The 23,335-nt window shown below is 43.2% G+C and carries 23 protein-coding genes and 1 tRNA gene; 12 read left to right on the top strand and 12 right to left on the bottom strand.

Features of this window, described 5'->3' with window-relative positions:
• The first annotated feature begins 24 nt into the window (after positions 1 to 24).
• Genes CFE23_RS06290 through CFE23_RS06280 form a run of 3 tightly spaced genes read left to right on the top strand, consistent with a single transcriptional unit; the run spans position 25 to position 1,345 of the window.
• A complete protein-coding gene (locus CFE23_RS06290) occupies positions 25 to 594 on the top strand; it encodes an RNA polymerase sigma factor (protein ID WP_291085691.1) in 570 nt (189 codons plus the stop codon).
• Positions 591 to 890, top strand: a complete 300-nt coding sequence (locus CFE23_RS06285) for a hypothetical protein (protein WP_291085689.1) — start codon at positions 591 to 593, stop codon at positions 888 to 890. The genes CFE23_RS06290 and CFE23_RS06285 overlap by 4 nt, the downstream gene beginning before the upstream one ends.
• Positions 887 to 1,345, top strand: coding sequence for a hypothetical protein (locus CFE23_RS06280; protein ID WP_291085686.1), 459 nt, complete (start codon positions 887 to 889; stop codon positions 1,343 to 1,345). The genes CFE23_RS06285 and CFE23_RS06280 overlap by 4 nt, the downstream gene beginning before the upstream one ends.
• A gap of 18 nt (positions 1,346 to 1,363) precedes the next feature.
• On the opposite strand, the gene CFE23_RS06275 is transcribed toward CFE23_RS06280, so the two are convergent.
• A complete protein-coding gene (locus CFE23_RS06275) occupies positions 1,364 to 1,711 on the bottom strand; it encodes a helix-turn-helix domain-containing protein (protein WP_291085683.1) in 348 nt (115 codons plus the stop codon).
• 201 nt (positions 1,712 to 1,912) lie between these two features.
• Here CFE23_RS06275 and CFE23_RS06270 point away from each other — a divergent pair, with 201 nt between their 5' ends.
• The 7 genes from CFE23_RS06270 to CFE23_RS06240 all read left to right on the top strand — a co-directional run bounded on the left by CFE23_RS06270 (position 1,913) and on the right by CFE23_RS06240 (position 7,332).
• Positions 1,913 to 2,773 (top strand): SDR family oxidoreductase, encoded by an 861-nt coding sequence (locus CFE23_RS06270; protein WP_291085680.1) that lies wholly within the window; start codon positions 1,913 to 1,915, stop codon positions 2,771 to 2,773.
• 417 nt (positions 2,774 to 3,190) lie between these two features.
• Complete coding sequence (locus CFE23_RS06265; protein ID WP_291085677.1) at positions 3,191 to 3,625, top strand: thioredoxin family protein; 435 nt, start codon at positions 3,191 to 3,193, stop codon at positions 3,623 to 3,625.
• A 2-nt stretch (positions 3,626 to 3,627) separates the two neighbouring features.
• Positions 3,628 to 4,551, top strand: coding sequence for an FAD:protein FMN transferase (locus CFE23_RS06260; protein WP_291085674.1), 924 nt, complete (start codon positions 3,628 to 3,630; stop codon positions 4,549 to 4,551).
• Positions 4,548 to 4,763: a DUF4266 domain-containing protein gene (locus CFE23_RS06255; protein WP_291085671.1), complete on the top strand. Its 216-nt coding sequence runs from the start codon at positions 4,548 to 4,550 to the stop codon at positions 4,761 to 4,763. The genes CFE23_RS06260 and CFE23_RS06255 overlap by 4 nt, the downstream gene beginning before the upstream one ends.
• A 12-nt stretch (positions 4,764 to 4,775) precedes the next feature.
• Positions 4,776 to 5,966, top strand: a complete 1,191-nt coding sequence (locus tag CFE23_RS06250) for a DUF3570 domain-containing protein (protein ID WP_291085668.1) — start codon at positions 4,776 to 4,778, stop codon at positions 5,964 to 5,966.
• A 284-nt stretch (positions 5,967 to 6,250) separates the two neighbouring features.
• The gene (gene msrA, locus CFE23_RS06245; protein ID WP_291085665.1) at positions 6,251 to 6,874 is read left to right on the top strand and encodes a peptide-methionine (S)-S-oxide reductase MsrA; all 624 of its coding nucleotides are present in this window, start codon (positions 6,251 to 6,253) and stop codon (positions 6,872 to 6,874) included.
• A 14-nt stretch (positions 6,875 to 6,888) separates the two neighbouring features.
• Positions 6,889 to 7,332 (top strand): YHS domain-containing (seleno)protein, encoded by a 444-nt coding sequence (locus CFE23_RS06240; RefSeq protein ID WP_291085662.1) that lies wholly within the window; start codon positions 6,889 to 6,891, stop codon positions 7,330 to 7,332.
• Between the two features lie 230 nt (positions 7,333 to 7,562).
• On the opposite strand, the gene CFE23_RS06235 is transcribed toward CFE23_RS06240, so the two are convergent.
• The 3 genes from CFE23_RS06235 to CFE23_RS06225 all read right to left on the bottom strand — a co-directional run bounded on the left by CFE23_RS06235 (position 7,563) and on the right by CFE23_RS06225 (position 12,768).
• Complete coding sequence (locus CFE23_RS06235) at positions 7,563 to 7,889, bottom strand: hypothetical protein (protein WP_291085659.1); 327 nt, start codon at positions 7,887 to 7,889, stop codon at positions 7,563 to 7,565.
• A 304-nt stretch (positions 7,890 to 8,193) separates the two neighbouring features.
• Positions 8,194 to 11,733: a M43 family zinc metalloprotease gene (locus CFE23_RS06230; protein WP_291085656.1), complete on the bottom strand. Its 3,540-nt coding sequence runs from the start codon at positions 11,731 to 11,733 to the stop codon at positions 8,194 to 8,196.
• Between the two features lie 24 nt (positions 11,734 to 11,757).
• On the bottom strand, positions 11,758 to 12,768 hold the full coding sequence (locus CFE23_RS06225; RefSeq protein WP_291085653.1) for a hypothetical protein: 1,011 nt from the start codon (positions 12,766 to 12,768) through the stop codon (positions 11,758 to 11,760).
• A 183-nt stretch (positions 12,769 to 12,951) separates the two neighbouring features.
• Between CFE23_RS06225 and CFE23_RS06220 the strand changes: the two genes are divergently transcribed.
• Positions 12,952 to 13,887, top strand: a complete 936-nt coding sequence (locus CFE23_RS06220; RefSeq protein ID WP_291085650.1) for a hypothetical protein — start codon at positions 12,952 to 12,954, stop codon at positions 13,885 to 13,887.
• A 661-nt stretch (positions 13,888 to 14,548) separates the two neighbouring features.
• On the opposite strand, the gene CFE23_RS06215 is transcribed toward CFE23_RS06220, so the two are convergent.
• From CFE23_RS06215 to CFE23_RS06200, 4 genes are all read right to left on the bottom strand, one after another.
• A tRNA-Ser gene (locus tag CFE23_RS06215) sits at positions 14,549 to 14,635 on the bottom strand.
• 253 nt (positions 14,636 to 14,888) lie between these two features.
• Positions 14,889 to 15,917: an asparaginase gene (locus CFE23_RS06210; RefSeq protein WP_291085647.1), complete on the bottom strand. Its 1,029-nt coding sequence runs from the start codon at positions 15,915 to 15,917 to the stop codon at positions 14,889 to 14,891.
• On the bottom strand, positions 15,907 to 17,043 hold the full coding sequence (locus CFE23_RS06205) for a 1-acyl-sn-glycerol-3-phosphate acyltransferase (protein ID WP_291085644.1): 1,137 nt from the start codon (positions 17,041 to 17,043) through the stop codon (positions 15,907 to 15,909). Before CFE23_RS06205 ends, CFE23_RS06210 begins: the two co-directional genes overlap by 11 nt.
• Before the next feature lie 64 nt (positions 17,044 to 17,107).
• Positions 17,108 to 17,875 carry a TatD family hydrolase gene (locus CFE23_RS06200; RefSeq protein WP_291085641.1) on the bottom strand — a complete coding sequence of 256 codons (768 nt, stop codon included), beginning with the start codon at positions 17,873 to 17,875 and terminating at the stop codon, positions 17,108 to 17,110.
• Positions 17,876 to 17,955: 80 nt separating this feature from the next.
• Between CFE23_RS06200 and CFE23_RS06195 the strand changes: the two genes are divergently transcribed.
• Positions 17,956 to 18,393, top strand: a complete 438-nt coding sequence (locus CFE23_RS06195; protein ID WP_291085638.1) for a retropepsin-like aspartic protease — start codon at positions 17,956 to 17,958, stop codon at positions 18,391 to 18,393.
• Positions 18,394 to 18,406: 13 nt separating this feature from the next.
• On the opposite strand, the gene CFE23_RS06190 is transcribed toward CFE23_RS06195, so the two are convergent.
• The 4 genes from CFE23_RS06190 to CFE23_RS06175 form a co-directional block, all read right to left on the bottom strand.
• The gene (locus tag CFE23_RS06190) at positions 18,407 to 19,387 is read right to left on the bottom strand and encodes an acyl transferase (RefSeq protein ID WP_291085635.1); all 981 of its coding nucleotides are present in this window, start codon (positions 19,385 to 19,387) and stop codon (positions 18,407 to 18,409) included.
• A gap of 76 nt (positions 19,388 to 19,463) precedes the next feature.
• Positions 19,464 to 21,431: a T9SS type A sorting domain-containing protein gene (locus CFE23_RS06185; RefSeq protein ID WP_291085633.1), complete on the bottom strand. Its 1,968-nt coding sequence runs from the start codon at positions 21,429 to 21,431 to the stop codon at positions 19,464 to 19,466.
• Positions 21,432 to 21,552: 121 nt separating this feature from the next.
• Positions 21,553 to 21,879, bottom strand: coding sequence for a T9SS type A sorting domain-containing protein (locus CFE23_RS06180; protein ID WP_291085629.1), 327 nt, complete (start codon positions 21,877 to 21,879; stop codon positions 21,553 to 21,555).
• 162 nt (positions 21,880 to 22,041) lie between these two features.
• The gene (locus CFE23_RS06175) at positions 22,042 to 23,223 is read right to left on the bottom strand and encodes a hypothetical protein (RefSeq protein WP_291085626.1); all 1,182 of its coding nucleotides are present in this window, start codon (positions 23,221 to 23,223) and stop codon (positions 22,042 to 22,044) included.
• Positions 23,224 to 23,335 lie beyond the last annotated feature (112 nt).

The following is a 23,335-nucleotide window of genomic DNA, read 5'->3' as shown; positions in this document are numbered from 1 at the left end:
TGACCTACAATCTAAGCACATCGATTGAAGCCTGTAAGAAAATATCCATATCTTCGGAGCGAATTTTTTAAGGATTTGAATTTCAACGACATTTATAACGAACACCACCGCAGGGTGTATAACTTCTGCCTGAATTACCTCCAAAGTCTCGAAGATGCTGAAGAAGTGACACAGGATGTCTTTGTGCGTGTACACCTAAAAATCGATACGTTCAATAACCAGTCACAATTGTCAACGTGGATTTACCGCATTTGTGTAAATTGTTGCATTGATTTTGTCAAAGCAAAAAAACGTAAAAAGCGTTTTGGTTTCCTGACGTCTCTGTTTTATGACGACAGCAACGAAATCAAACATCATATTGGCGACTTCAACCATCCTGGCGTTGTTTTGGAACAGAAAGAGGCGGTAGCGGCTTTGTTTCTGAAGATTGAGGGATTGCCTGCAAACCAAAAGACTGCATTGTTATTAAGTAAAATAGAACAGAAATCTCAAAAGGAAATTGCAGAGATTATGGCAGTTTCTGAAAAGGCAGTGGAGTCGTTGTTGTTTCGCGCAAAGGACAACCTGCAAAAAAAAATGAAGCAATCCGAATGAAAAAGCCATCTACATCGTCAAATAGAGAAAGTAACATACAAATGGATGAGTTATTTAAGCCGCTTGAATCGATTCAACAGGTAAACGCGCCTTACTTTCTTAGGGACAAAATAAATGCGCGTATTGCCGCTACTGTAGGTGAAAATGTTTCGGTAAAAGCAGCTTCTTTCGCTTTTGCGGCACTTACAGTCCTTTGTTTACTCACGTTTTACACCAGTCAAACTGCGGTAGATGCCGCCAGTAACAATACGGGAATTGACCTGATGCCCAACAACAATATTTACGGACAGCCATGAAAAGAACAACAATTGTAACGATTTTTTGTGTGACGTTGGTTGCGCTGAACTTGTTTTTGATAATCTCTGGGTTGATGCACAAAGAAGGCCGTCGGCAAAGGCCGGAAGCGAAACGGGATATCATCATCAGGGAATTGCATCTGGATCAAAAACAGATTTCCCGCTATGATGAAATGATCGACTGGCACCGAAGCGAAATCCGACGTACAGATGAAAGGATAATGGATCTGAAAAGGCAGCTTTATCTGTCGCTGGATCAAGTGACCCCAAATCAAAAATCAAACGATTCCATAATGAATCTGATAGGTAAGGTGCAGGTTGAAGTGGAGCAGATTCATTACGATCATTTTCGGGATATCAAAAGGTTGTGCAGAAAAGACCAGCTCCCGGCCTATTCCCGGATGGCCGCACACATTGCTGATATTTTTTCAGGCCCGAAACCTCCACAGCGTTAGATTTAATGAGAATAGAAATCAATCTTTGATTTTTTCTTTTGTGCTGTGGCGGCATGCCCAGTCAAGCAAAACAACAAGATGTTGTAAAAACTCTTCTCCTTTTTGGGTAATGGTGTATTCTACTTTGGGCGGAATTTGGGGATATATTTTGCGGTCAACCAACCCAAATGCTTCCAGGTCGCGCACCGTTACAGTCAGCATTTTTTGGGATATGCCGTCAATTAGATTTTTTAGTTCATTGAAGCGCAGCGTCTTTTCCGCGCCCAACGCCATCATCACAAAAATTGACCATTTATCGCCCACTTTATGAAGTACATCCTTTACGGGGCATAAAGTAATACTGCAGTCCCGTGGGTTTGTCATCATTTCTTTAATTTTTTTTTGGGTGTCAACCTTAGACGGGACGCTAATTGTTTCCATTTGGTAACTGGGTTTCCGGCAGGTGCCTTCTTGTGGGTAATTTTTTTTATGCAGTAATTTGCAGTACACAAAAGTAACTAAAAAACTTTTATTAACCGTAAGGGTTTTAATCTTTTGAAATTTGTATAACCAATTTATCCATTTAAAATGAAAAAAGTAATTCTGATTACCGGAACAAACAGTGGTTTCGGATGGCTCCACACCCACACATTATCTGAAGCGGGTTTTACCGTATATGCTACCATGCGCGATGTCGCGGGAAAAAATAAAGACAAAGCCGTTGAATTGTCAAAACTGAAAAACGTCCGAGTGGTCGAGGTTGACCTGGGCAGCGAAAATTCAGTCAATGCCGTGGTCGGCCAGATCATCGCCGAGCAAGGGCAGCTCGATGTGCTAATTAACAACGCAGGCAACTTTATGGGAGGTATTGCAGAGACATTCAACCAGAAAGACATTGACACCCTTTTTGACATCCATTTCAATGCCACCTGGCGTACGATTAAGGCGGTGTTGCCGCAAATGCGCAAACAACAACAAGGCCTTATTGTGAATACCTCAAGTGTACTCGGCAGATTTTCTGCACCTTTTATGACATTCTATAATGCTGCGAAATTTGCGGTCGAAGGCCTCAGCGAAGGGTTGCACTATGAAGTACGTCCGCTCGGAGTGGATGTGGCCATCGTACAGCCTGGTGCTTTTCCGACAGAGATATTCGGAAAGTCCACATACGGATCTGACAGTGAGATTGCAGTACAATACGGGAAATTGGCGGATTTCCCTGAACAGATCGGCGCAGGAATGGGCCAATTGTTTGAAAACCTGCAGCCCAATCCACAGGATGTTGCCGACGCGGTCTTACACCTTATCAATACACCGAGTGGAAAACGCCCTTTGCGAACCGTAGTTGACGTGGCCACCGGCCAATTTGCTGCGGATGCCAATGCGCAGGTTTTTGAAGGGTATAAGAATTTTGTAAGTGCATTTGGACTTCAGGAATTATTAAACTAATCCGATTTGTGGCTTGCTGCCCTAAGCTGATTGTAACATAAATAGGAAATTCCATAAATGATTGCAACACTGCCGCTTTACCTTTATCCTGCTGCCGAAACGAAGATGACGGGTAGTCAGGCCGCTAATGTGGCTGTAAGGAGATGTGTGCTTTCCACCCGTTCGTGCACATTATTCAATCCACGTCGGCGCTTTATGCGCATCGATCAGCAACACGGCGGATCGGCAGTGAAAATTTCAAAAGCCCCATAAGGGGCTTTTTTTCATAGTAAACAATTTGCTTTAGATTGCGTACACGAGCACGCCATAAATTTTAAAGTGGTATTTTTTGCTTATCTTAAGGGAAACTTAAGTTGTCAACCAAAATATGTATTAATTTTGACCGTTGGTTGTATATTACACACTAAAAACATTGCTATGAAGCTAGTTATCTCTTTCCTCTTAATCGCATTGCTTCCAATCCAGTGGGAGCCGGATTTTGAAAATGCGAAAAAAACTGCAAAGGAAAAACACCAACTTATTTTATTGAATTTTTCGGGCTCTGACTGGTGCGGACCCTGTATCATGATGCGGAAGGAATACCTTGAAAGTGACGCTTTCACGAAAGTGGCAGATGGTAATCTTGTACTCGTCAATGCAGATTTCCCGAGGAAAAAAAAGAATATTCCCGCTCCGGACGTGGTGAAACGAAACGAAGCATTGGCTGAAAAGTACAATAAAAAAGGAATTTTTCCATTGACCTTGCTGCTGAATGCAGACGGTAAAGTCTTAAAAACCTGGGAAGGCAAACCGGAAGCAAGCCTGGAGACATGGACTTCAGAAATAAAATCCATTTGCGAATCGAATAAATAAGCATGCAAAAGTTTTCCGAATCATTAAAGTTGATGGGAAACAACTTCACCCTGACAGTTGTTGCTAAGGATGAGCCTGTTGCAAAATCGGGAATAAATCTCGCAATAGCAGAAATCAGGCGGATTGAGCAACTGTTGACGACCTTCAGGGATGATAGCCAGACGGCACTGATTAATGAAAATGCCGGATTAAGGCCCGTCATTGTCGACGATGAAGTTTTTGGGTTGATCGAACGCAGTATAGCGATTTCGGGAATTACCCAGGGTGCTTTCGACATTACGTATGGCAGCATCGACAAGAGCCTTTGGAATTTTGATAAGACGATGGACAAACTACCATCGCCTGAAGAAGCCCAAAAAATGGTACACCTGATTGATTATCGCAATATTATTCTGGACAAGGAAAACAGCACGGTGTTTCTAAAGGAAAAAGGCATGCGCATTGGTTTTGGGGGAATTGGGAAAGGCTACGGTGCCGAGATGGCAAAAGACAAACTCAGGCGTGCCGGCTTTCAAAGCGGTATCATCAACGCCAGCGGCGATTTGACCGCCTGGGGTGCTCAGCCTGACGGAAGTCCGTGGGGAATTGGAATTGCAAATCCCGAGCATCCTGAAAAGCCGTTTTCCTATTTGTCGATTTCTGAAAAAGCAGTCGCTACTTCAGGGAATTATGAGAAATACGTAATGATTGGGGGCAGGAAATATTCGCATACGATTGATCCAAAAACAGGATTGCCAATCACCGGAATCAAAAGTGTGACCGTCATAGCAGGAAATGCGGAATTTGCAGACGCCATGGCTACACCGATTGCAGTTATGGGAATCCACGCAGGATTGTATATGATTGACCAGATTCCAGGGATTGAATGCATTGTAATTGATGACAACAACAAAATTTATACTTCAAAAAATATAAAACTCACATGAAAACAAAAATGTTCTTAGCCCTGGCTGGGCTAGTATCCTGCCTGACTTCGTGCGAATCAGTGAAAGAATACCAGAAATCTAAAATTAATGATTCAGAAATGACCCTTTCCAATCGCAAAGTCGAAAAAACCGAGCTTAGTTTCCAGTCCTATCGCGAAGGAGCTTCGGGTGCCAATTCAGGGAAAAGCGGCGGAGGCTGTGGTTGCAATTAATTTCCTTAAAAGATGAAAAAGACAATCATTACAGGTTTCGCATTATTGGCGATCATGCGGATGTCCGCACAAACGACTCCAACAGACTCGACCGCGTATAAAAGCTCCAAATTGAAAATTGAAGAAGTGAACCTCGTTTCCAGTTATTATAAGCAGGATGGAAACAATGCTGCGGTCACCGGAGGTATCGGCTCTGAAGAACTCACCGACATTTCCAATACCATCGATGTCAAGATGATACGATATGGAAAAAACGGCAACAAGCAGACGTTTGACGTGGAAGTAGGGGTAGACCACTATACCTCGGCATCGTCAGACCGCATCGACCTGCAGGCCAATTCTTCCGCATCTTCTTCAGACAACCGCTTCTATCCTTCCTTAACCTATTCTCAGGAAAATGAGGAGAAAGGCACCACGTTTGGCGCTGGCGTGTCTTCTTCCACCGAATTCGATTACCAGTCTTTTGGAGGGAATGTTTTTTACTCAAAGAAAACCAAAGACCGTAACGGCGAATTTACCGCCAAAGCCCAGGCATACCTTGACCAACTGAAACTGATTACGCCAACTGAATTGCGTGTTGGGGGTGCTGGCAACAGGAATTATGGCACTGATTCCCGAAATACCTTTGCGCTCTCGATGAACTACTCTCAAATCATTAACCGCAATTTCCAGGTGATGTTCATGGCTGATGTGATTACACAGCAGGGATACCTTGGCCTGCCATTTCACCGGGTGTATTTCCAGGACGGCAGCGTCCACCAAGAGGCATTGCCTGATACAAGGCTTAAGATTCCCGTTGCTGTGCGAGGCAGCTATTTTCTTGGGGATAACGTGATCGTACGGGCGTACTACAGGTACTATTCCGACGATTGGAACCTGACGGCCCATACCGCCGAATTGGAAATCCCTGTAAAATTATCGCAGTCGTTCTCCCTGAGCCCATTTTACAGGTATTACACACAGAAAGGCACGAAGTATTTCAAAGCTTATGGCGAACATACTGCGTCCGAGGAATTTTACACGAGCAACTACGACTTGTCGACGTTTAACAGCAACTTCATTGGAATGGGCCTGAAGTATACCCCGCCAAAAGGTTTGCTGGGATTGAAACACTTCAACACAATTGAGTTCCGTTACGGACATTATGATAGAACAACCAACATGGTGTCTGATATCTTCAGTATTAACATCAAGTACAAGTAAAGCGGTTTAATCGTTTGGTAAAAAAAAGTTGCTCAGAGATGGGCAACTTTTTTTTGTGGAATTTCGCGATTGTAAAAGTATCCTGATCATCTGCCGGGCTTGCCAATAGGCGTCATAAATGTTCGACAAGGCAGTTTGATTTCCCAAATAAGTCTTAATTAATGAGGCATTGTAAACTAGCCGACATTTTAGTGCCAGGAACCCCATTAGTTTTGTCGGAAATAACAATAAAAAGGGGCCGGGAGCATCCCTGGCGGCAACACAAAATGAAATTCCAAAATAAGATGAAAAAACTAATGGTTTTATTGGTCATGTTAAGTGCCAGTGCCTTCGCACAAAAAAGCAAAACACAACCGGCATCCAACCTCGAAACGATAACCCTTGGCGGAGGATGTTATTGGTGTGTCGAAGCGGTTTATGAGAACCTGGAAGGGGTCAAATCTGTCGTGTCGGGTTTCTCCGGGGGCAATGTGTCCAATCCGGACTACGAAACCGTTTCGTCGGGCAGTACCGGCGCGGCCGAATCGGTCCAGATTACTTACGACAAGACCGTTGTAAGCCTTGACGAGATTTTTAAGGTATTCTTTACGGTGCACGACCCCACGACCTTAAACCGCCAGGGCGCCGATGCAGGAACCCAGTACCGCTCGGTCATATTTTACAAAAATGAAGCGCAGAAGAATGCAGCGCAAAACATTATCGCCGCGCTTACAAAGGCAAAGGTTTACAGCAGCCCGATAGTGACCACATTAGAGCCTTTCGTAAAGTTTTATAAAGCGGAAGCGTATCATCAGGATTATTACAAAAACAATAAAAACCAGCCGTATTGCAAAATGGTAATCCAGCCGAAAATCGAAAAATTCGAAAAATTATTCAAGGACCGGCTAAAGAAAAAAAATAGTAATTAATTAAAATCAAAACCATGAAAAACACTTTTTTAGTACTGTTGATGGTCGTGTCAGCGGCCATCACAAATGCCCAGAAATCAGAAGTATTTAAAGGCAAATCCGGTGCGATAAACGGCTATGATGCTGTCGCGTATTTCACTGATAACAAAGCCGTAAAAGGCAACCCAAAACTGGTATACCGTTGGAAAGATGCCGACTGGACTTTTGCAAATGAGGCAAACAGGAAGCTGTTTCAGGAAAATCCGGAAAAGTACGCTCCTCAATATGGCGGTTATTGCGCCTATGGGGCCTCGGAAGGACACAAAGCGCCTACAGATCCGGAGGCGTTTACGCTTGTAGACGGGAAATTATACCTGAATTACAACCAGCAGGTCATGGCGATGTGGAGAACAGAAGAACAGGCGTTGATCCGGAAAGCGGATGCCAATTGGGAAGCCATCAAAGCAGCGAAAGAATAAGAAGGGGTTTGTAGGCTGTGTTATTCCATAGTGGCGGTATTTAATCTTGGCGCCACCCTACAGGTCCGGATGTACACTGTATCTTTTGCTCCGTTGCGCGCCGCAAAAGGATACCGCTCCCCCCGAAGCCTCGGGGCCTGGCGCAGTCCCGTCCACAATGGGTGGTGACCATCTTTTTTGCGTCCGCCATAGCGCTGTTCCGAAAATTTGCGCTCCGAAGACCTTCATTTTCAGTCAAAAGGCCCGAATTGGCGTTCCGAAGCAGCTGCGTGCCCTTCCGAAGCAAGGGATTTTAATGCCGTAGACTCCGATTTTGATTCCGCAGCCATCAATTGGCATGCGGAAACATCGCCTTCTTTGTCTGTAGCCTTAAAATGGCAGGCGGAAGACCTTTCCTGGCGTACGGAAGCATTGTTCAGGGCATTATTTTGGCGTCGGAGTTCCTTGTTGCAGGTTCTTCCCGGAATATGCCGGTTTATGACAGGCGCGAATTTCGGTCGCATGAAAGGGATGGTGGTGTTCAGGAAAAAATGAGACGCTGGAAACGGAAGGATCATCGGGATTATCGATAGCGATTAACAATCCTATTGTCAGCGATAGTACCTATTATGAAGCAAATCCCCCAGAGTTTCAATTTCGTCGCGTCGCGCCAGTAACTTAAGCCACGCTGGCGGGATCTCATCAATCGGATTTGCTAAAGCAGTCAGACCTCCGTCTATTAATATAAAAAAATTAAATTGAAATGAAATGAGCCCGATATATTTATCGAGCTCATTATTTATCAGAACTTTAGTAGAAGATTGTCTAAACCCTTGCATCTAGGCAGCTTTGGACAGCGCTACATCATATTCTGAAGATGTTTCAATTTTTAATCAGTTTTTTAGAAATTATTTCGCCTTGCTCTGTTTCAATGGAAACGATATAGATTCCTCTTGAAAAATTAGAAACATTTAGTTGATATGAAGTACCATCCGTAATTTGGTTCAGTACTTCCTTCCCATCTATAGACACTATGGACAATCTCTTGATTGTATCGCTCGTTGAGGATATGGTAACCATGTTGTTTGACGGATTTGGATACATCGTTATTACGTTCCTGGCAGCTTCATTTATACCCTCTTCAGCAGTGCTTTCGTCATGCAATTCCCGGCTATAATTCTCATTCTTGCGAGGTTGCTCAATTACTTCAACCATAGCCGCCGATTTGTTTACCAGTTGATTTCCTTCACAGGTTTCTAAAATGGCCAAAAATGCTGAACCTTTTTTAATATGGGTATTTGGCTTTAAAGCAATCGTCACCCCTGATTTTAAAGTCGTAGTAACCCCGGAGTTCAACGTATAATTGGTTTCCGTAGTCACACTGTTATTGGCATTATAGACAGTATTTGTACCGCTCTCTACGGCGTTTAGCACTATGTTTTCCTGACAGCAAAGCTGATTAATTGTAACTGAAACCGTTTTTGTACAGCCGGATTTAGTAGTAACTGTAGCTGTCAAAGTGCCCGGGAGCGTCGTCCAGTTTACCTGTACGTTTGGTAGGTTATTGCCCAGTATACCACCAACACCTCCTCCAGTTATAGACCAAACCACACTGTCACCATCCGAGATATTAATATAGTTATTGGTACTATTATTTTCGCTGCTGGTGCAGGCTAGCGTGCTTCCGGTTATGGTATAGACAGGGTTGTTGATAATGATCTGCTTTTGTGCGATGACCGTCCCAGACGAATTTTTAAGGCTTACCGTAAAAGTGTATTGCGGATTGGTTCCCACAGTAAATGTATGGGTTGGATTTGACGCAGTTGAGGTATTGTTACTTCCTGAAGCGGGGTCTCCGAAATCCCAGGAGAATGAAGATCCATAGTAGTCCGGGAAGAATTTATACGTATTGCATCCCGTTATGTATGAAGAAATGGAAGTGTTATTGTTAGTGTAAGCTGTAGATTGCTGCGCGTCGATATTATTTGGCAGTGCAAAGCCTATTGCTGCACCCGGATTGGTTACTTTTGGACCAAAATAATAGTAGTTACAGTTGTTATAATTGGTTTGTGTGCACAGGTTGTTCGGATTATGGATGACTTTTAAATACTCCGAATATGGTCCTGAAATGTATATCTTGCCATCAGGGCCCAATTGCATCTGGCTCATCACACCAGGATAGCTTTCCTGAACAACCATTACTTTTGTCTGGCCTGGATTCATTGCATTGACGTTAATTTGACTAACGTTTCTTTGTGCTTCAGTAAAATAAAGCAAATTGGAATCTGGGCTAAAGCTGGCACCTTCATTTAAACCGCCGGTTATGTTGTAAGTTACCACTTTGGCATCACTAACCACTCCTGTTACTTTGTTAAAATCCATTATGTAAGCGTTGGCTGAATAACCTGCATTAAACATGAAAAGCTTATTCCCGTTTGGTGCAGCCTTTATTGTAAGGAGATTGTTACTGTAATTCAGTGGGGATTCAAAATGACTTTGATAGGTAATTGTGCCGCCATTTCCAAACAGGAATACGACAACATAGGGTTTTCCGTTAACTCCCCGTAGACACGTAATGATCCAATACGCCTCGTCGGTTAGGCTTGCCCTTCTTTTTACTGCGGTAATACCTTCTCCATTGTAGAGTGCGCCCTGCTGTACTTCAAAAAAAGAACTGACACTGGCATCCATGATAGGCTGCCTAATGGAATTCATCACTGCCGCCCCCGAGTTTACCTGGATTTCACTAAACCTGAAACCATGAGAATTATCAAACGTTTGTGAGGGTGTTTTAATGGTATTGGAAAAGAGATAGTACTTATTGGGATTGTTCGGTTTAGGGACAATCATCGTTGATCCACTGCGTCCACCCCAACTATCGTTTGCGATTGTAGTGCCGCCTGTATTTATGGCAGTGTAATTGCTATTAAATACATCAGTTTTGTTGGTGTAAAATAGCAAATTCCCACTATTGTCATTTTGGACTGAACTATTATAATACATAGGAATGTTTAAAGGGTAGAATTGATCAAAAACAGGTATTCCTGAACTAAAGCTTAATCGGTTGCTGCCAGCCACAATCCAGGTTCCCTGAGAGTTTACAATGCCTTGGCAAGCTGTTACGAAAACTTTTCGAGTACTTGTTGAGGTAACACCATCACTCAATCGGGTCACGGTGAGCGTAACGGTATAAGGCGAATTGACGGCACTTGGATAAGTATGGGCAGCCGATGGAGTCGCAGCTGTATTCCCAGGGTTTCCCGGATCTCCGAAATCCCAGCTATAACCATGGATATTGGTATCATTATAAGGGGAGCTGAAAGTTATTGGGTTATTTACGCAGACCTGGTAAGCCGTAGCGGTTATAGCGGAGGAAACTAAATTGCCTGAGCAGGCACCCACGTCAACCAGGTTATCTACAGAAACGAGCATAGGCCTGAAACTATTTATCACTGCATTCATTCTTATCCCCTGTCCTGGCGTAAAGCCAGTCTTACATGGGTCGTAAGCATAGCCCATAAAATTAGTCAGATCATCATTGTCAGGATTTTCAGGACAACTATTGACAATGGCATTGCAGTTGGCAATCGGATTATTGGACTGAGGGGTGTCACAGACTTTGTCTCCTTCATCGCCACAAGTCGCTCCCGAGCCCAGACAGCCCTGGTGAAAAGTATGGAACAAATTCAGGTAATGGCCCACCTCATGCACCAATGTCTTTCCCTGGTTGTAATTGGTTAGGCAGTTGGTGCAATTTGATGCGCCTCCTACTACGTTATATTTAATCACGACACCATCCAAAACCGAACTTGTTAAAGGTACAGGGGAATAACCCAGTATGCCCGTAGACACATTGTTCTCCTGGATATCCTTGACAATCCAGATCCTTAAAAACTTTTCAGCAGAGATCTGATAATGGACTGAGTTTCCAATTAAGGCCTGCTGGCTGGCCGTACTGATATTGTGGACTGCAATCGAAGGTTTGTAAACCCTGACAATTCCAGAATTAGGCACCGGCAGCGATGTTCCTGCAGCGAGCGGCAAGCTCGTGTTATTGCCCACTTTAGTAGCTACGCAGAATTGAATGTTTAATGGGGCAAAATAGGAATTCAGTGTTGCCAGCTGCGCATTGATTTGTGAATCAGGGATGTTCGAAACATCGGTACTCCCGGGGCTTACAACATAAAATACCACCGGTATGGTAATCATTTGTGGCCCGGATCTCCTCTGCTTCAGCTTGTCGGTCTCTTTTTTATATTGTTTTTCCAATTCCTCAAGCTGGTAGAGGATGCCAGGATTTTCCTTGATGCTTTTTTCAAAGAGCTTATCGCTGGCACAAGGCGCAACATTGGCAATGCGGGACTGCGAATAGCCAGTCACCGTCAGCAAAGTTGCAAACAGGCAAATAAGTATTTTTTTCATAAGTTAAACTTTATATAATTCGAATTATTGTTTTTGCACCAGCTCGTTTAACTTCTTTTCCTGGGCCTCCAGTTTTTTGTTCAATTCGATAATATATAAAGTCAATTCCTCTATTTTTTCTTGTTGTATTTTTGCCATTTGCGAAAGCGAAATGCCATCCTCCTTGACCTCTGCAGCAGAAGGTACATTTGGCAGGTGGCCATTTTCCTTGATGTAGTTTTCAACTTCAGCCAGGGATTTTAATTTATAGTCATTTTTAAATACATAGTCAGCCCAGTTGGCGACAGCATTTACCCTAACCTCTTCGGTAAGTATCCCGCCTTTAACAAACAGGCTGTAGGAGCTGACATTTACCCCGCCGGCGGATACAGGAATAATTCCAAATGGGTTAGCGGTATCGCCACCGATACAAACCGTACCTTGTAAAAGGGAATTTCCTTTTACAGTAAATTTCCTGTCACCAATGATGGGGTCGTTTGAAAAACCGCCGATAATAACTTTTGTATTTGGTTTTCCCATTTGCAGGTAAGCACCATTGGTGTCTCCGTAATCCTTAACCTTAAAGAACTCCCCGAAGCCGGTGGCATCATATAGTGCAAGCTCTGTGCCTGCGCCTTCAAACAAGAGGACGCTAAACCTGTCCCTGCCCACCCGGTCTGCTAAGCCAAGTCCTACCAACTTGGCAGCATAGGGGCTTGTCATAGACATGTCATAAACGTTGAACAAACGCCTGTTGGGATAAAGTGGATTGGTTTTTCCCCCAGATAAAAAGATGCTTGCGTCAATTCCCGCATCCCAAGTAGGATAAGTCTGATTGCTTAGTTCATGTCCCGGGAAAATTGCTTTAGTTGCTTTTACATTACCAACTACTTCCAGTTTTTGAGTAGGGGCATTCGTCCCGATTCCGACATTTGTATTTGATGTGGGCGAGTTGGGTAATACTGAACTGGCGCCCCCTGTAGCAGTATTGATTTGAGCCTGACCCAGCGTGGCTGTAAAAAATAGCAAAAAGATAAACTTAACATTTGTTTTCATAATAAGTAGTTTTAAAGGTTGTATTTGGTGAATTTAATATTATTTTGTGATAAAAAAAATTATTGTAGATAAGTTAACTATTGGATAATAGAGGTTTAATAAGAGTCGGGAGCCGATGGTTTGGGCTTTCGTGTGTTTTTTTGTTGATAACCATTTATATTTGCGCTTTAATATATTTGCGCTATGGATTGGAGAATAAAGGCAGCTTTGCAAAAGGTTTTAGCAACAACACAGTTGGGCGATAAATTAAACCACCTTCCGGTCACGTTCAATGCCAAATACCATGAAAATGTTTTTTTATACCAAAGTCATGAATGTCTTCGGAAATTTGACTATTGCAATATTGACTTGCGCAAGAATGCCACAGCGCTGGAAATTGGTACTGGCTATTCGGTAGTGTCAGCTGTTGTGTTGTCTTTATTGGGGTTTAAAAAAGTGGTTACTGTTGATCTTACTCCTGATTTGCGCTTCTCAACCTTCAAAAAACAAATCAAATACATAGACAACCAGAACTTTCTTAAGGCCATTGCCTCAAAAAGTATTTATACCGAGGCGGATTTGCAGTACAAGTTTTCGGTGATAAAAAAAATGGGCTCCTTTAATGACTTGTTTGATTATCTCAATATTAATTATATCGCGCCATATTCCTTTGATGCTATAGAAGAGATATGTGCAAAATTCGACTATATCGGCTCACAGGTTGTTCTGGAGCACGTAAGTCCTGATGTTTTGGGAGAAATGTTTAGGAGAACCAGAAAATGGTTGTCTAATGGATACGCTGTACATACTATAAACTTCATCGACCATTTTGCCAATCCAGGATTTTTTCAGGACAAAGGTATTTCAGAGTTTAACTTTTTGAGGTACTCAGACAATTATTGGAAATTTTGGTCGGGGAATTCCATCGCGTATACCAATAGGCTCTCTTATATTTTTTATATGGAACTGGCTAAAAAGAACAATCTCGAAATCATAGATTTTATAGGAGAGAACTACAGGCAAAGAGTTGAGTTGGATCAAAAGGTAATTCACGGAGATGTACTCAAAAAGTATGTTAATTTGATTAAAATTGAAGAACTTACAAGATATCAACGAGGAACCTTGATTTTAAAAGGATAAAAAAGGCCAAAACTTTTTTATGGAAATTGAATAAAAGCCTATTCCGACAAGACAGGCTTAGTTTTAATGATTGGACAAATTAATTCAATATAAGCTCACGTAAATCCCGAAGGTTGGAATAGTTCTCAGTTACTTTTTCAAGATAGCGGCTGCCGGCGGCTTCAGAATCATTTATGAAATTCATGTGAAAGGTTTCTGAAACGGAATAGAAAATAATCGCAGCTGCTTTGGCTTTAGCATATACGGGATCACTCTCTGTCTACCGGTGTCGCCAGTCAGCTTTCGCTTCAGATTGAAGTATTTAACGACCTCAAGATGCTCACAGGAAATTCGGGGTACATAAATCTCAAAAATTTTGGTACCCCGAATTGTACCCCGAAGGCATTGCGATTAATTGAATGATTTGGTATAGTGAGGAAATGAAAATTCCCGTGAACCATAATGTTTACGGGGATTTGAAGTAATTTAAATTGTAAATCGCAGAGAGGATGGGATTAACGGCGTTGATCCCTGAAGGCGGAGTCTGTCAAACAAAAATAAGCCACTTTGCAAACGGCTTCCATTTTTTTGCTGTCCAAGCCTTAGGAAAGACAAAAAAAGTCTTTCCACGTCTTGTCCAACAAAAAAAATGCGCTCCGTTCTGGAAGCGCATTTTTCTTTGCAGAGAGGATGGGATTCGAACCCACGATGCAGTTACCCACATACAAACTTTCCAGGCTTGCTCCTTCAACCACTCGGACACCTCTCTAAGTTTAAGGGTGCAAATAACCTAAAAAAAAATCAGTCTGCGAAATTTAAGTGTGGATTTTTTGTAAAGCGGGCGAAATCAATGGATCCGGAAGGCTGCGTTAGGCCCCGGGGCTTCGGGGGAAGCGGCATCCTTTTTATGCCGGCGCGAGCAAGGCATGAAAAGATACAGCGGACAGCCCGGCACGTTGCTGTCGGAATTTAAGGAGTCATAATGGGCTCCGCAACGGGCAACGCCCAGAAAACGATGGAATTTATTCGATTTCTCCGCGCAATGGCGTTTCGAAAATGGTTTTGAAGACATTGGGCGCCACGTTCTGCCCTAAGAGGTACATCAATTTTGTAATGGCCGCTTCGGTAGTGATGTCTTTGCCTGAAATAACGCCAATTTTTTTCATCGAAGTGCTGGTTTCATAATGCCCCATGCTGACGCTGCCTCCGGAACATTGGGTCACGTTGACGACGTAAAGTCCGCTCCTGATTGCCTTTTTCAGCAGGTTGATGAACCATTCGTCCGTCGTCGCATTTCCGGCGCCGTAGGTCTCGAGCACGATGCCTTTCAAGCCGGGACTGTTCAATATAGACGAAAGCACGGTTTCGCCGATGCCCGGAAACAATTTCACAACGGCAACCTGGTTGCTGAGTTCCTTATGTACAATCAGTTTTCTCGCAGTGGTTTTGGGCAAAAACAGCTCGGGATTGAATTTTAAATGCACGCCGGATTCTGCCAAAGGCGCGTAATTGGGCGACGCAAAGGCATTAAAATGTTCTGCATTGATCTTTGTGGTGCGGTTGCCTCGGTACAATTTGTATTCAAAATACAGGCCTACTTCTTTGATTACTGGCTTGCCATTTTGGTGCATGGACGCGATCTGGATGGCCGTAATCAGGTTTTCCTTGGCGTCTGTGCGGAGGTCCCCAATCGGGAGCTGTGAGCCTGTGAATACCACGGGTTTCGAGAGGTTTTCGAGCATGAAGCTCAATGCTGACGCGGAGTAAGACATGGTATCGGAACCATGCAGCACGACAAAGCCGTCGAATTTATCGTAATTGTCCTCGATAATGCCTGCAATTTTTACCCATTTTTCAGGATTCATATTTGATGAATCAATGGGTTGCTCGAATGAGATGGTTTCGATGTTGCAGTCGAGCTGTTTTAATTCGGGAATTTTCTGAAGTAATTTACTAAAGTTGAAAGCCTTGAGCGCACCGGTCTCAAAATCTTTCATCATCCCGATGGTACCTCCGGTATATATTAAAAGGATACCAGGTTTAGACTGCATTTTCGTATTTCGATTTATTTACGACAGGATTGGCATACATTGCCAGAAAACTCTGTACCTGCATCGGGTCATTCTCATCGATCCGCATTTCCAGCCTGCGCTCGAAAAGCATTTTCTCGTTTTCGGTGTAATGTGATTTATAGGTTTCGGTATTGTGGAGCAGGTCATAAGCGATATAGTTCGTTGGCCACAATTTATAGGACGCCAAAATGGAATCGTCTATCGCCTGCGCCAGCGCCTGAATTTGCTTGTTGGCGTTGTCCTGTTCTGCTTTGATGGCATCAATTTCTTGATCGAGCACATCTCCTAAATGGATGTGGATGCGTTTTTTCTGGCCCATGATTCCGCTTAGCAGCGTCATGAAATCCTCATTTTTTTCCTTAATGTAGATTTCGTTGTTCGCCTCGGCCATAAGTTGCGGCATTTTCAGTGCATCGGTAGGGTCGTATTCGTAAGAGATGGAAATCGGGACCACGCGCACCTTTTTAAAATAGTCCATCAGGTTGGCTTCGTCTGACCCCATCGCAAGCATCTTTAAAACGCCCGGATGCGTAGCGTCGTTGCCGTCTTTTGTCCTGCCTTCACGCTGTGCGATCCATACGGAACGGTTTTCGCGAAGGAGTAGTTGTGCAATATATTCGGCCATTAATTTTGAGCTTTGCAGCAATTCCCTGGGCGGGAGTCCGCGCAGCACAAGGAAATTCCTATTCAGCCTAGACAGCGTATGCAGAAACGATTTCTTTACCAGATTGTCTCCTATAGCCGATGCGGTCATTACCAATCCATGATCGAAAAGTGATGCGTTTATCAACGAAGTGTCGAGGATAATATCGCGGTGGTTTGAAATAAAAAGATAGGAAGTGTTGGGTTCCAGTTTTTCAAAACCCGAAGTGGTCAGGCCGTCCGAACTCTTGCGAAGGACCTGCTGTAATGACTGGTAAATGAAATTGCATTGAAAATCCCTTATGGAATAGGTCCTTTTCAGCTGTTCAATCCACACTTCATCAGCTACATCCGGAAAAGTAAAATTCATCAGCGCTTTCATCATTGGATGGGTAGCGACTTTTTGAAGTGCCTCATTGACTTCGGCATCATAAAAAGGGCGAATGGCATCAAACTTCTGCATGTTTCGGTTTTATTATAGCATAACAAAAGAACAAAAATTTATTGACATGCGTTGCCTCTTTATATTAAATCCCGAAAACAGCCCGCGAATTTTCCGTGGTAATCCGGGCAATCTCTGATTCGGGAAGCCCATAAATTTCGGACAGCTTCGAAACGACTTTGACAATGTAGCTGCTTTCGTTCCTTTTTCCGCGAAACGGTACCGGCGCGAGATAAGGCGAATCGGTTTCCAGTACGATGTTCTCCAGGTCAATTTGGTTTAGAAATTGATCAATTTTTCCATTTTTAAAGGTGGCGACGCCGCCGATTCCAAGTTTCATGTTCAGTGAAATGGCGTGCAATGCCTGCTCATAATTTCCGGCGAAGCAATGAAAAATGCCCCGCAGTTCGGGTGATTTCTCGGCGTCGAGGATTTCAAAGATTTCGTCAAAAGCTTCGCGACAATGGATATTGATGGGAAGTTTGTATTGTTTTGCAAGCTGGATCTGCCTGCGAAAGGCAATTTGTTGTTGCGGAAGCGTCGTTTTATCCCAATACAGGTCAATCCCGATTTCGCCAATCGCGGCAAACTTCCTTTTGGACAATTCGGTTTCCACGTGGCGCAGTTCGTCTTCATAATTTTCCTTGACATATGTCGGATGCAAACCCATCATCAGGAAAACCGATTCTGGATATTGCGCTTCCATGGCATACATTTTTTCCGTGTAGGACGAGTCGATGGAAGGGACGAAGATTCGTTTTACGCCGGCATCGAAGGCGCGCTGCATCATGGCGTCGCGGTCGTCGGCAAATTCTTCGCTGTAAATATGGGAATGGGTGTCTGTTATCAGCATAAATAATAAAAAGGCAAAGTTATGTTTTTGATGCCAAAAGGTGCGGTATTTTTGGCTATTTTTGAAGCTCATTTGCAATTATGAAAGACCTTCACGATGTCCTGAAACTGGAAAAATACCGGAAAATTAAATTCAGGATCACCAAAACACAGCATTTATTAATTAAGGCTAAAATAAACGGCGTCCAGGGGAATTTCATTCTGGACACAGGCGCTTCAAACAGCTGCGTAGGGTTTGAAAGTATTGAGTTTTTTTCGCTGAAAGCGAGGAAATCGAAGACAAAAGCGGCGGGCGCGGGCGCGGTGGGCATGCACACCCAGCTTTCAGTGAAAAACAGCATTGCGCTGGGGCGTTGGAAGACCGATGACCTTTCCATAGTGATTTTCGATTTGTCACATGTCAATGAGGCGCTCACGGAGCACAAGGCGAAGGCAGTTCACGGGATTATCGGTGCCGATATTTTGCTCGAAGGAAAGGCGATAATTGACTATTACAACCATTGCCTATACCTGAAGTAACGGTATGTGGGAATTACAGTACCATTAGGTTGCATCCGCGGATGTCTGAATGGTCAAAACGGCCGAGCACTTCAAAGGTGTTGTTGGCATATTTTTTCCCAAGGTCCTGCGTGGCGATAAACGAGCAGGAATTGATATTCGCCAGGTCGATCACATTAATGCCACCCGTTTTTCCATTTTCGACATAAGTCAATGCGTCTTCTGTGTCACGGACTAGGACCTGCATCCACTGTGGGCATTCAAAAATCCCATCGCCTAAAGAATACGCCTGCGACAGCAATTCCGTCATGCCGTATTCAGAGTGGATTGCAGATAAGCCAAAGCCGTCACACAGTACTTTGTGCAGTTCCTCACGGATCATTTCCTTGCGCCTGCCTTTCATGCCGCCGGTTTCCATGATAATCGTGTTGTTCAGGCTGAAAGATTGTTTTTCCAAAAGGTCCAGCAGGCCGTATGTTACGCCAATCAGAATTACATTCTGTCCGTCATGGTCAAGCGCCGTCAGCTTTTGGATCAGGTCTTCGTGGTTAAAAAGGTAGAAGCCGCTGTCCGCGTTATTGGTCATTTTGATTAAGTCCTCCACCATGTAAATCAGTGACGATCCTTCGCGTTCCAGATACGAAGGGAGCAGTGCGAGGATTGCATAGTCTTCGATATTCCCATAAAACTCGGTAAACGCGGCGCGATAACTTTGCTCATACCATGAGACATCGGTGACGAGGTGCCGGCTGGTGTTTGTGCCAGTTGTGCCGCTGCTGGTAAATGTTTGCTGGACCTCGTTAAGGTTTGATACCACCTGATGCGTTTTAAAGAACTGTATGGGCAGGAACGGAATCTGCGCCAATGATTTCACGCTTCCTTTATCGACCTGCAGCAAATCGCAGAATTCGCGATACACGGCATTGTTTTCATGCTGGTAACGGAAAACTTTTAAAGCGGTTTTGTCGAACTGCTTTTGGGAGGAGATGGTAAAGATGTCGGATGCGTTGAACAATGGATTTTTTTTGCAAAAGTAGGGAAAATAAAAAAAGCGCCCCGAAGAGCGCTTTTGAAATTATTTAAGAAATGGATTATTTAATCACCATTTTTCTTGTAGCCGTGTTACCACCTTCAGTGATTTTTACGATGTAAACACCACCTTTCAGGTTCGATACGTTTACTGCGTTCGTTGAAGTTTTGGTATTCAAAACCTGTTTTCCAAGTACGTCATACACTGTAACCGCTTTCTCGCCGTTAGCAGCCGTATTGATAAACAAAGTACCGTTGGTTACTGGATTTGGATATACTTTAAGGCCAGCGATCTGGTTGTCTTTGGTGCTAAGGTTTGAACCTGTAACCTCTTCCCAATTTTGCCCAACTCTTAAGGCATCGATTTGATAAGCACCTGTTTCTGCAGTACTATCTTGTCTCAAGAAAAATCGATTTATTGAAGCCAGGTCTGCCCCTGTGTGAGTATCTGTTAGATCCGCAACATTTTGACTGTCACCTACAACAGGGTTAATCCAAAGGCTAGCCATATCGTCAGATGCTGTTGCACTATCGCCAAACATGTAACCAACGACTACAAAATTTGTTTCACCGATGTTGAAAGCCTGCGTAGTCCAGGTAGTATTGGTGCCTGTTGCCGTTCTTACTTCCAAACCAAAATTATAAGTATCCTCAGTCCCGTCTACTTTTTTCGTCCACAAAGTTGCGCCAAAATTTGTTCCATTTCCGACGCCGGCAAAATAACCACCGTTTGGATCAAATTCAGGAAGTGCAGTTCCGGCAGGCAATGATGCAACATTCACTAGAAAAGAATAGTATATTGTTCCAGTTGTCACAGGAGTAGCGAAATTTACCGCAGTATCTAAGCCTCCTTCACTGAAAGAAATTGAATTCCCTGTTGATAATAATCCGGTGTAGTCAAGGTTTCCGGCTGAAACTAATATCTCATCGGTTGTGCCTGTTGCGATAAGGGACCATGGTGATTGTGCATTCAGGCTTTCACCAACAGTATAGTTGAATTGATCTGTGTAAGGCAACGCAACACCAGCAGCAGCAGGTGTACAAACTGGCGAAGTCACATTTAGTGTCAAGTTACAATCACCGCCAACAGCAGTAAAAGCAAGAGCAGTGCCTTCCGTAATTCCAGAGATAATGATGTCTCCTGACGCGTCAACACTTGGGTTTGCACCACTTATAGTACCAGAATCTGCGTTTAATGTGTAACTTTGAGTTCCGCCACCAGCGAAAGGAATAGTTACAGTATATGTGTCTGTACCAGCAGTAACAGCATCACAAACTTTTGTAGGTGTGCTTAAAGACAAAGGGCATACTGGCGGAGGTGTATTACCGAACCAGCCAGAATCGACATAAATTCCGTCAATTGTCAGCGTTGGAGGATTCGAGTATTGTCTTAAGTGGACATTTCCGACAGCTGCTTGACCTCCGCCGGAAGCACTAGCTTCCGGAGCTCCAGCACTAGCTTCGTCAGCAGGAACACCTGAAGTTTCTACCCATAGGCTAACTGTACCAGCAACAGCGACTTCATATTTCACAATAAGCAGATATGTTGTATTCAAATCGAAATCAGTAGCGCCGTAAGTTGCAGTAGAACTATTTGAAATTCCAAAGTTGATTTTACCAGCATTAGCAGATGGTTGTACAAATACCCTTGCAGCAAAATTTGATCCCGTTCCGTCACCTAAATGTGTGAAATAACCCGCTGACGCATTAGAAACGTTTACTAGGAAAGAATAATAAATTGTTCCGCTATTTACTGTGCCAAAAGATTTATTTACATCTTCTCCGTTTGCACTAATTACTGCAGCATTTCCTTCAGCAGAAGCAGTAATTCCAGTAAGACCAGTATAACCGGCATATGATAAACCATTCGCTGCTCCAACCGCGATTGGATTAGTCCCCGCGCCGCTATGTGCAGTCCATCCATTATCTGACAACAAGGCGTTGTCAGAATAATTTAAATTATCATTAAGCAACTGTCCAAAAGAAACCGTACTGAATGCTAACAATAACAATAAGTAAATTTTTTTCATTTTATGAATTTTAATTAAGTTTTTACCGCGCAAAGATAAACACAAATTTGTTTTGTTTGAAACAAACCGTGTAAAAGAATAGTTAATTTGTAACAAAAATTAAAAATCCTACAAATAATAATTACTTGACAATCAGTTTTCTGGTGGCGGTAGCATCGCCTTCCTTGATCTTAATGATGTACACGCCCGGAGAAAGCGTAGAGATGTTCAATTCCTTATTTGTAGTCGTTAATTGGAACACCCTTTTACCCAAAACGTCGAAAATAGAAATTTCCTTTTCCAACGTGGTTTTCGAAGTAATATAAATCTTGCCATTGCTCACCGGGTTCGGGTAGAAATTCAATCCTTCCGTAACGGCAGGCTGTTGCTTGTTTACTTCCTGCGCAGAAACTCCGGCAGAGAAGAGGAAGCACATGAGCAGTATCAGGTAAAAGTAATTTCTTTGCATTTGGGGAGTTTTATGGCTGTAAAAGTATAAAAATTTTGATTCACACCACGTTATGAATCAAAAATACAATAAAATTTTAACAATTATCGCAATAAAAAAAACACTTCCCCGAAGAGAAGTGTCTTATTAGTTTATTGCTTGAGCTTAAAACGCTGTCTGCGATTATTGCAACAAGTTCGTAGTGCCTACAGTAGCCCAGTTTCCGGTAGTCAATGAAGCACCTGTAGCTGTATTGCTTGTAGTAAAAGTTCCTGTTGGGAATGCCACGATCAAATCTACCGTTGCACCCACTGGAGTAGTTTGCGTCGTACCTGAAATTTTAGCGTTGGTCACTTTAATTCTTGAAGCCAATACCTGATCTGTGTTGGTTTGAGCATCCTGTATTTTCACAGCGGCACCGTGGTATGTGTTAGCACCTTCAGTATATTCACCGTATCCTTCGATTACCACATTGCTGAAATCTCCATTTCCTTGTTTTTTGAATTGGAATGCATCGATTTCAATTGTTCCGGCAACTTCTGGCGTAGTACCTGTAGCTCTTTTCAAAGTTACATTGGTTACTTTAGGGAAGAAAGTATTGTTGTTGTTAGATGCTTCGATTTCCATACCGAAGTTTCCTTTTACAGTTTGGTAAGCATACCAATTCGAATTGTTTTGGCCTTGCCATCCATCCTGCCAGTCAAAAGCATCATCAAAGTTTCCGTATGAAACCAGGTTTGTAGCACTTACAGTTCCACCGAAGAACTCATATCCATCATCAGCACCTTTGTAAGCTACCAGGTGATCCAATTGTGTTCCTGAACCTACAGAATAGAATGTGAATGCGTTGTTCTCTTTTGTTCCGTCAGCCAATTTAGCTCCGGCATATTCCACTCTCACATAGTTCAATGAACCACCGTTATGGGTAGTGTTTGTTCCACCATAAGTTTGGTTGTTTCCATCCTCAGAAGTAGCTGTTACAGCACCACCAACTGCTTTTATCGGCGCATCACCATACATGATGATACCACCCCATGATCCCGGAACTTGTGAAGCTTCTGTAAAAACGACTGGTTGTGAAGCCGTACCGTTAATGATAAGCTTTCCTCCATTCAAAACGACTAATGCGTTGTCACCTGTAGTTTTGTTTGCAGTGATTGTAGATCCTGCATCAAAAGTCACGGTTACTCCCGGATTGATTTTTACGATTCCTTTCAAAGTGTAATTACCGTATGCATACACGGTGTTTGCCGTAATGGTACCTGTGATTTCACCTACTACCGGTTCTGGTGCACTTTCATCATCGCTACTGCATCCAGTGAAAATTGATGCAATCAGAGCCAGGCTAAAAACTAATTTTTTCATGTTGTTTGTTATTTAAATTTTATGGGTCAAAGGTATTTCAGTGACCCAAACTGGTCGTTACGCCATTGTTATAATAAGGTTATCGTAAACCGATGAAATCATTAAGTGAATG

It is taken from the genome of Flavobacterium sp. BFFFF1 (assembly GCF_002256285.1).
In the GTDB taxonomy this organism is placed as follows: domain Bacteria; phylum Bacteroidota; class Bacteroidia; order Flavobacteriales; family Flavobacteriaceae; genus Flavobacterium.
Note: the sequence above shows the minus strand (reverse complement) of the source record. Positions and strands in the feature narration are given on the sequence as shown.

Coding starts and splice junctions, on each gene's coding strand:
- CFE23_RS06285 (WP_291085689.1), top strand. CDS start 591: ATGAAAAAGCCATCTACATCGTCAAATAGAGAAAGTAACATACAAATG.
- CFE23_RS06280 (WP_291085686.1), top strand. CDS start 887: ATGAAAAGAACAACAATTGTAACGATTTTTTGTGTGACGTTGGTTGCG.
- CFE23_RS06275 (WP_291085683.1), bottom strand. CDS start 1,711: ATGATGACAAACCCACGGGACTGCAGTATTACTTTATGCCCCGTAAAG.
- CFE23_RS06270 (WP_291085680.1), top strand. CDS start 1,913: ATGAAAAAAGTAATTCTGATTACCGGAACAAACAGTGGTTTCGGATGG.
- CFE23_RS06265 (WP_291085677.1), top strand. CDS start 3,191: ATGAAGCTAGTTATCTCTTTCCTCTTAATCGCATTGCTTCCAATCCAG.
- CFE23_RS06260 (WP_291085674.1), top strand. CDS start 3,628: ATGCAAAAGTTTTCCGAATCATTAAAGTTGATGGGAAACAACTTCACC.
- CFE23_RS06255 (WP_291085671.1), top strand. CDS start 4,548: ATGAAAACAAAAATGTTCTTAGCCCTGGCTGGGCTAGTATCCTGCCTG.
- CFE23_RS06250 (WP_291085668.1), top strand. CDS start 4,776: ATGAAAAAGACAATCATTACAGGTTTCGCATTATTGGCGATCATGCGG.
- msrA (WP_291085665.1), top strand. CDS start 6,251: ATGAAAAAACTAATGGTTTTATTGGTCATGTTAAGTGCCAGTGCCTTC.
- CFE23_RS06240 (WP_291085662.1), top strand. CDS start 6,889: ATGAAAAACACTTTTTTAGTACTGTTGATGGTCGTGTCAGCGGCCATC.
- CFE23_RS06235 (WP_291085659.1), bottom strand. CDS start 7,889: ATGATCCTTCCGTTTCCAGCGTCTCATTTTTTCCTGAACACCACCATC.
- CFE23_RS06230 (WP_291085656.1), bottom strand. CDS start 11,733: ATGAAAAAAATACTTATTTGCCTGTTTGCAACTTTGCTGACGGTGACT.
- CFE23_RS06225 (WP_291085653.1), bottom strand. CDS start 12,768: ATGAAAACAAATGTTAAGTTTATCTTTTTGCTATTTTTTACAGCCACG.
- CFE23_RS06220 (WP_291085650.1), top strand. CDS start 12,952: ATGGATTGGAGAATAAAGGCAGCTTTGCAAAAGGTTTTAGCAACAACA.
- CFE23_RS06210 (WP_291085647.1), bottom strand. CDS start 15,917: ATGCAGTCTAAACCTGGTATCCTTTTAATATATACCGGAGGTACCATC.
- CFE23_RS06205 (WP_291085644.1), bottom strand. CDS start 17,043: ATGCAGAAGTTTGATGCCATTCGCCCTTTTTATGATGCCGAAGTCAAT.
- CFE23_RS06200 (WP_291085641.1), bottom strand. CDS start 17,875: ATGCTGATAACAGACACCCATTCCCATATTTACAGCGAAGAATTTGCC.
- CFE23_RS06195 (WP_291085638.1), top strand. CDS start 17,956: ATGAAAGACCTTCACGATGTCCTGAAACTGGAAAAATACCGGAAAATT.
- CFE23_RS06185 (WP_291085633.1), bottom strand. CDS start 21,431: ATGAAAAAAATTTACTTATTGTTATTGTTAGCATTCAGTACGGTTTCT.
- CFE23_RS06180 (WP_291085629.1), bottom strand. CDS start 21,879: ATGCAAAGAAATTACTTTTACCTGATACTGCTCATGTGCTTCCTCTTC.
- CFE23_RS06175 (WP_291085626.1), bottom strand. CDS start 23,223: ATGAAAAAATTAGTTTTTAGCCTGGCTCTGATTGCATCAATTTTCACT.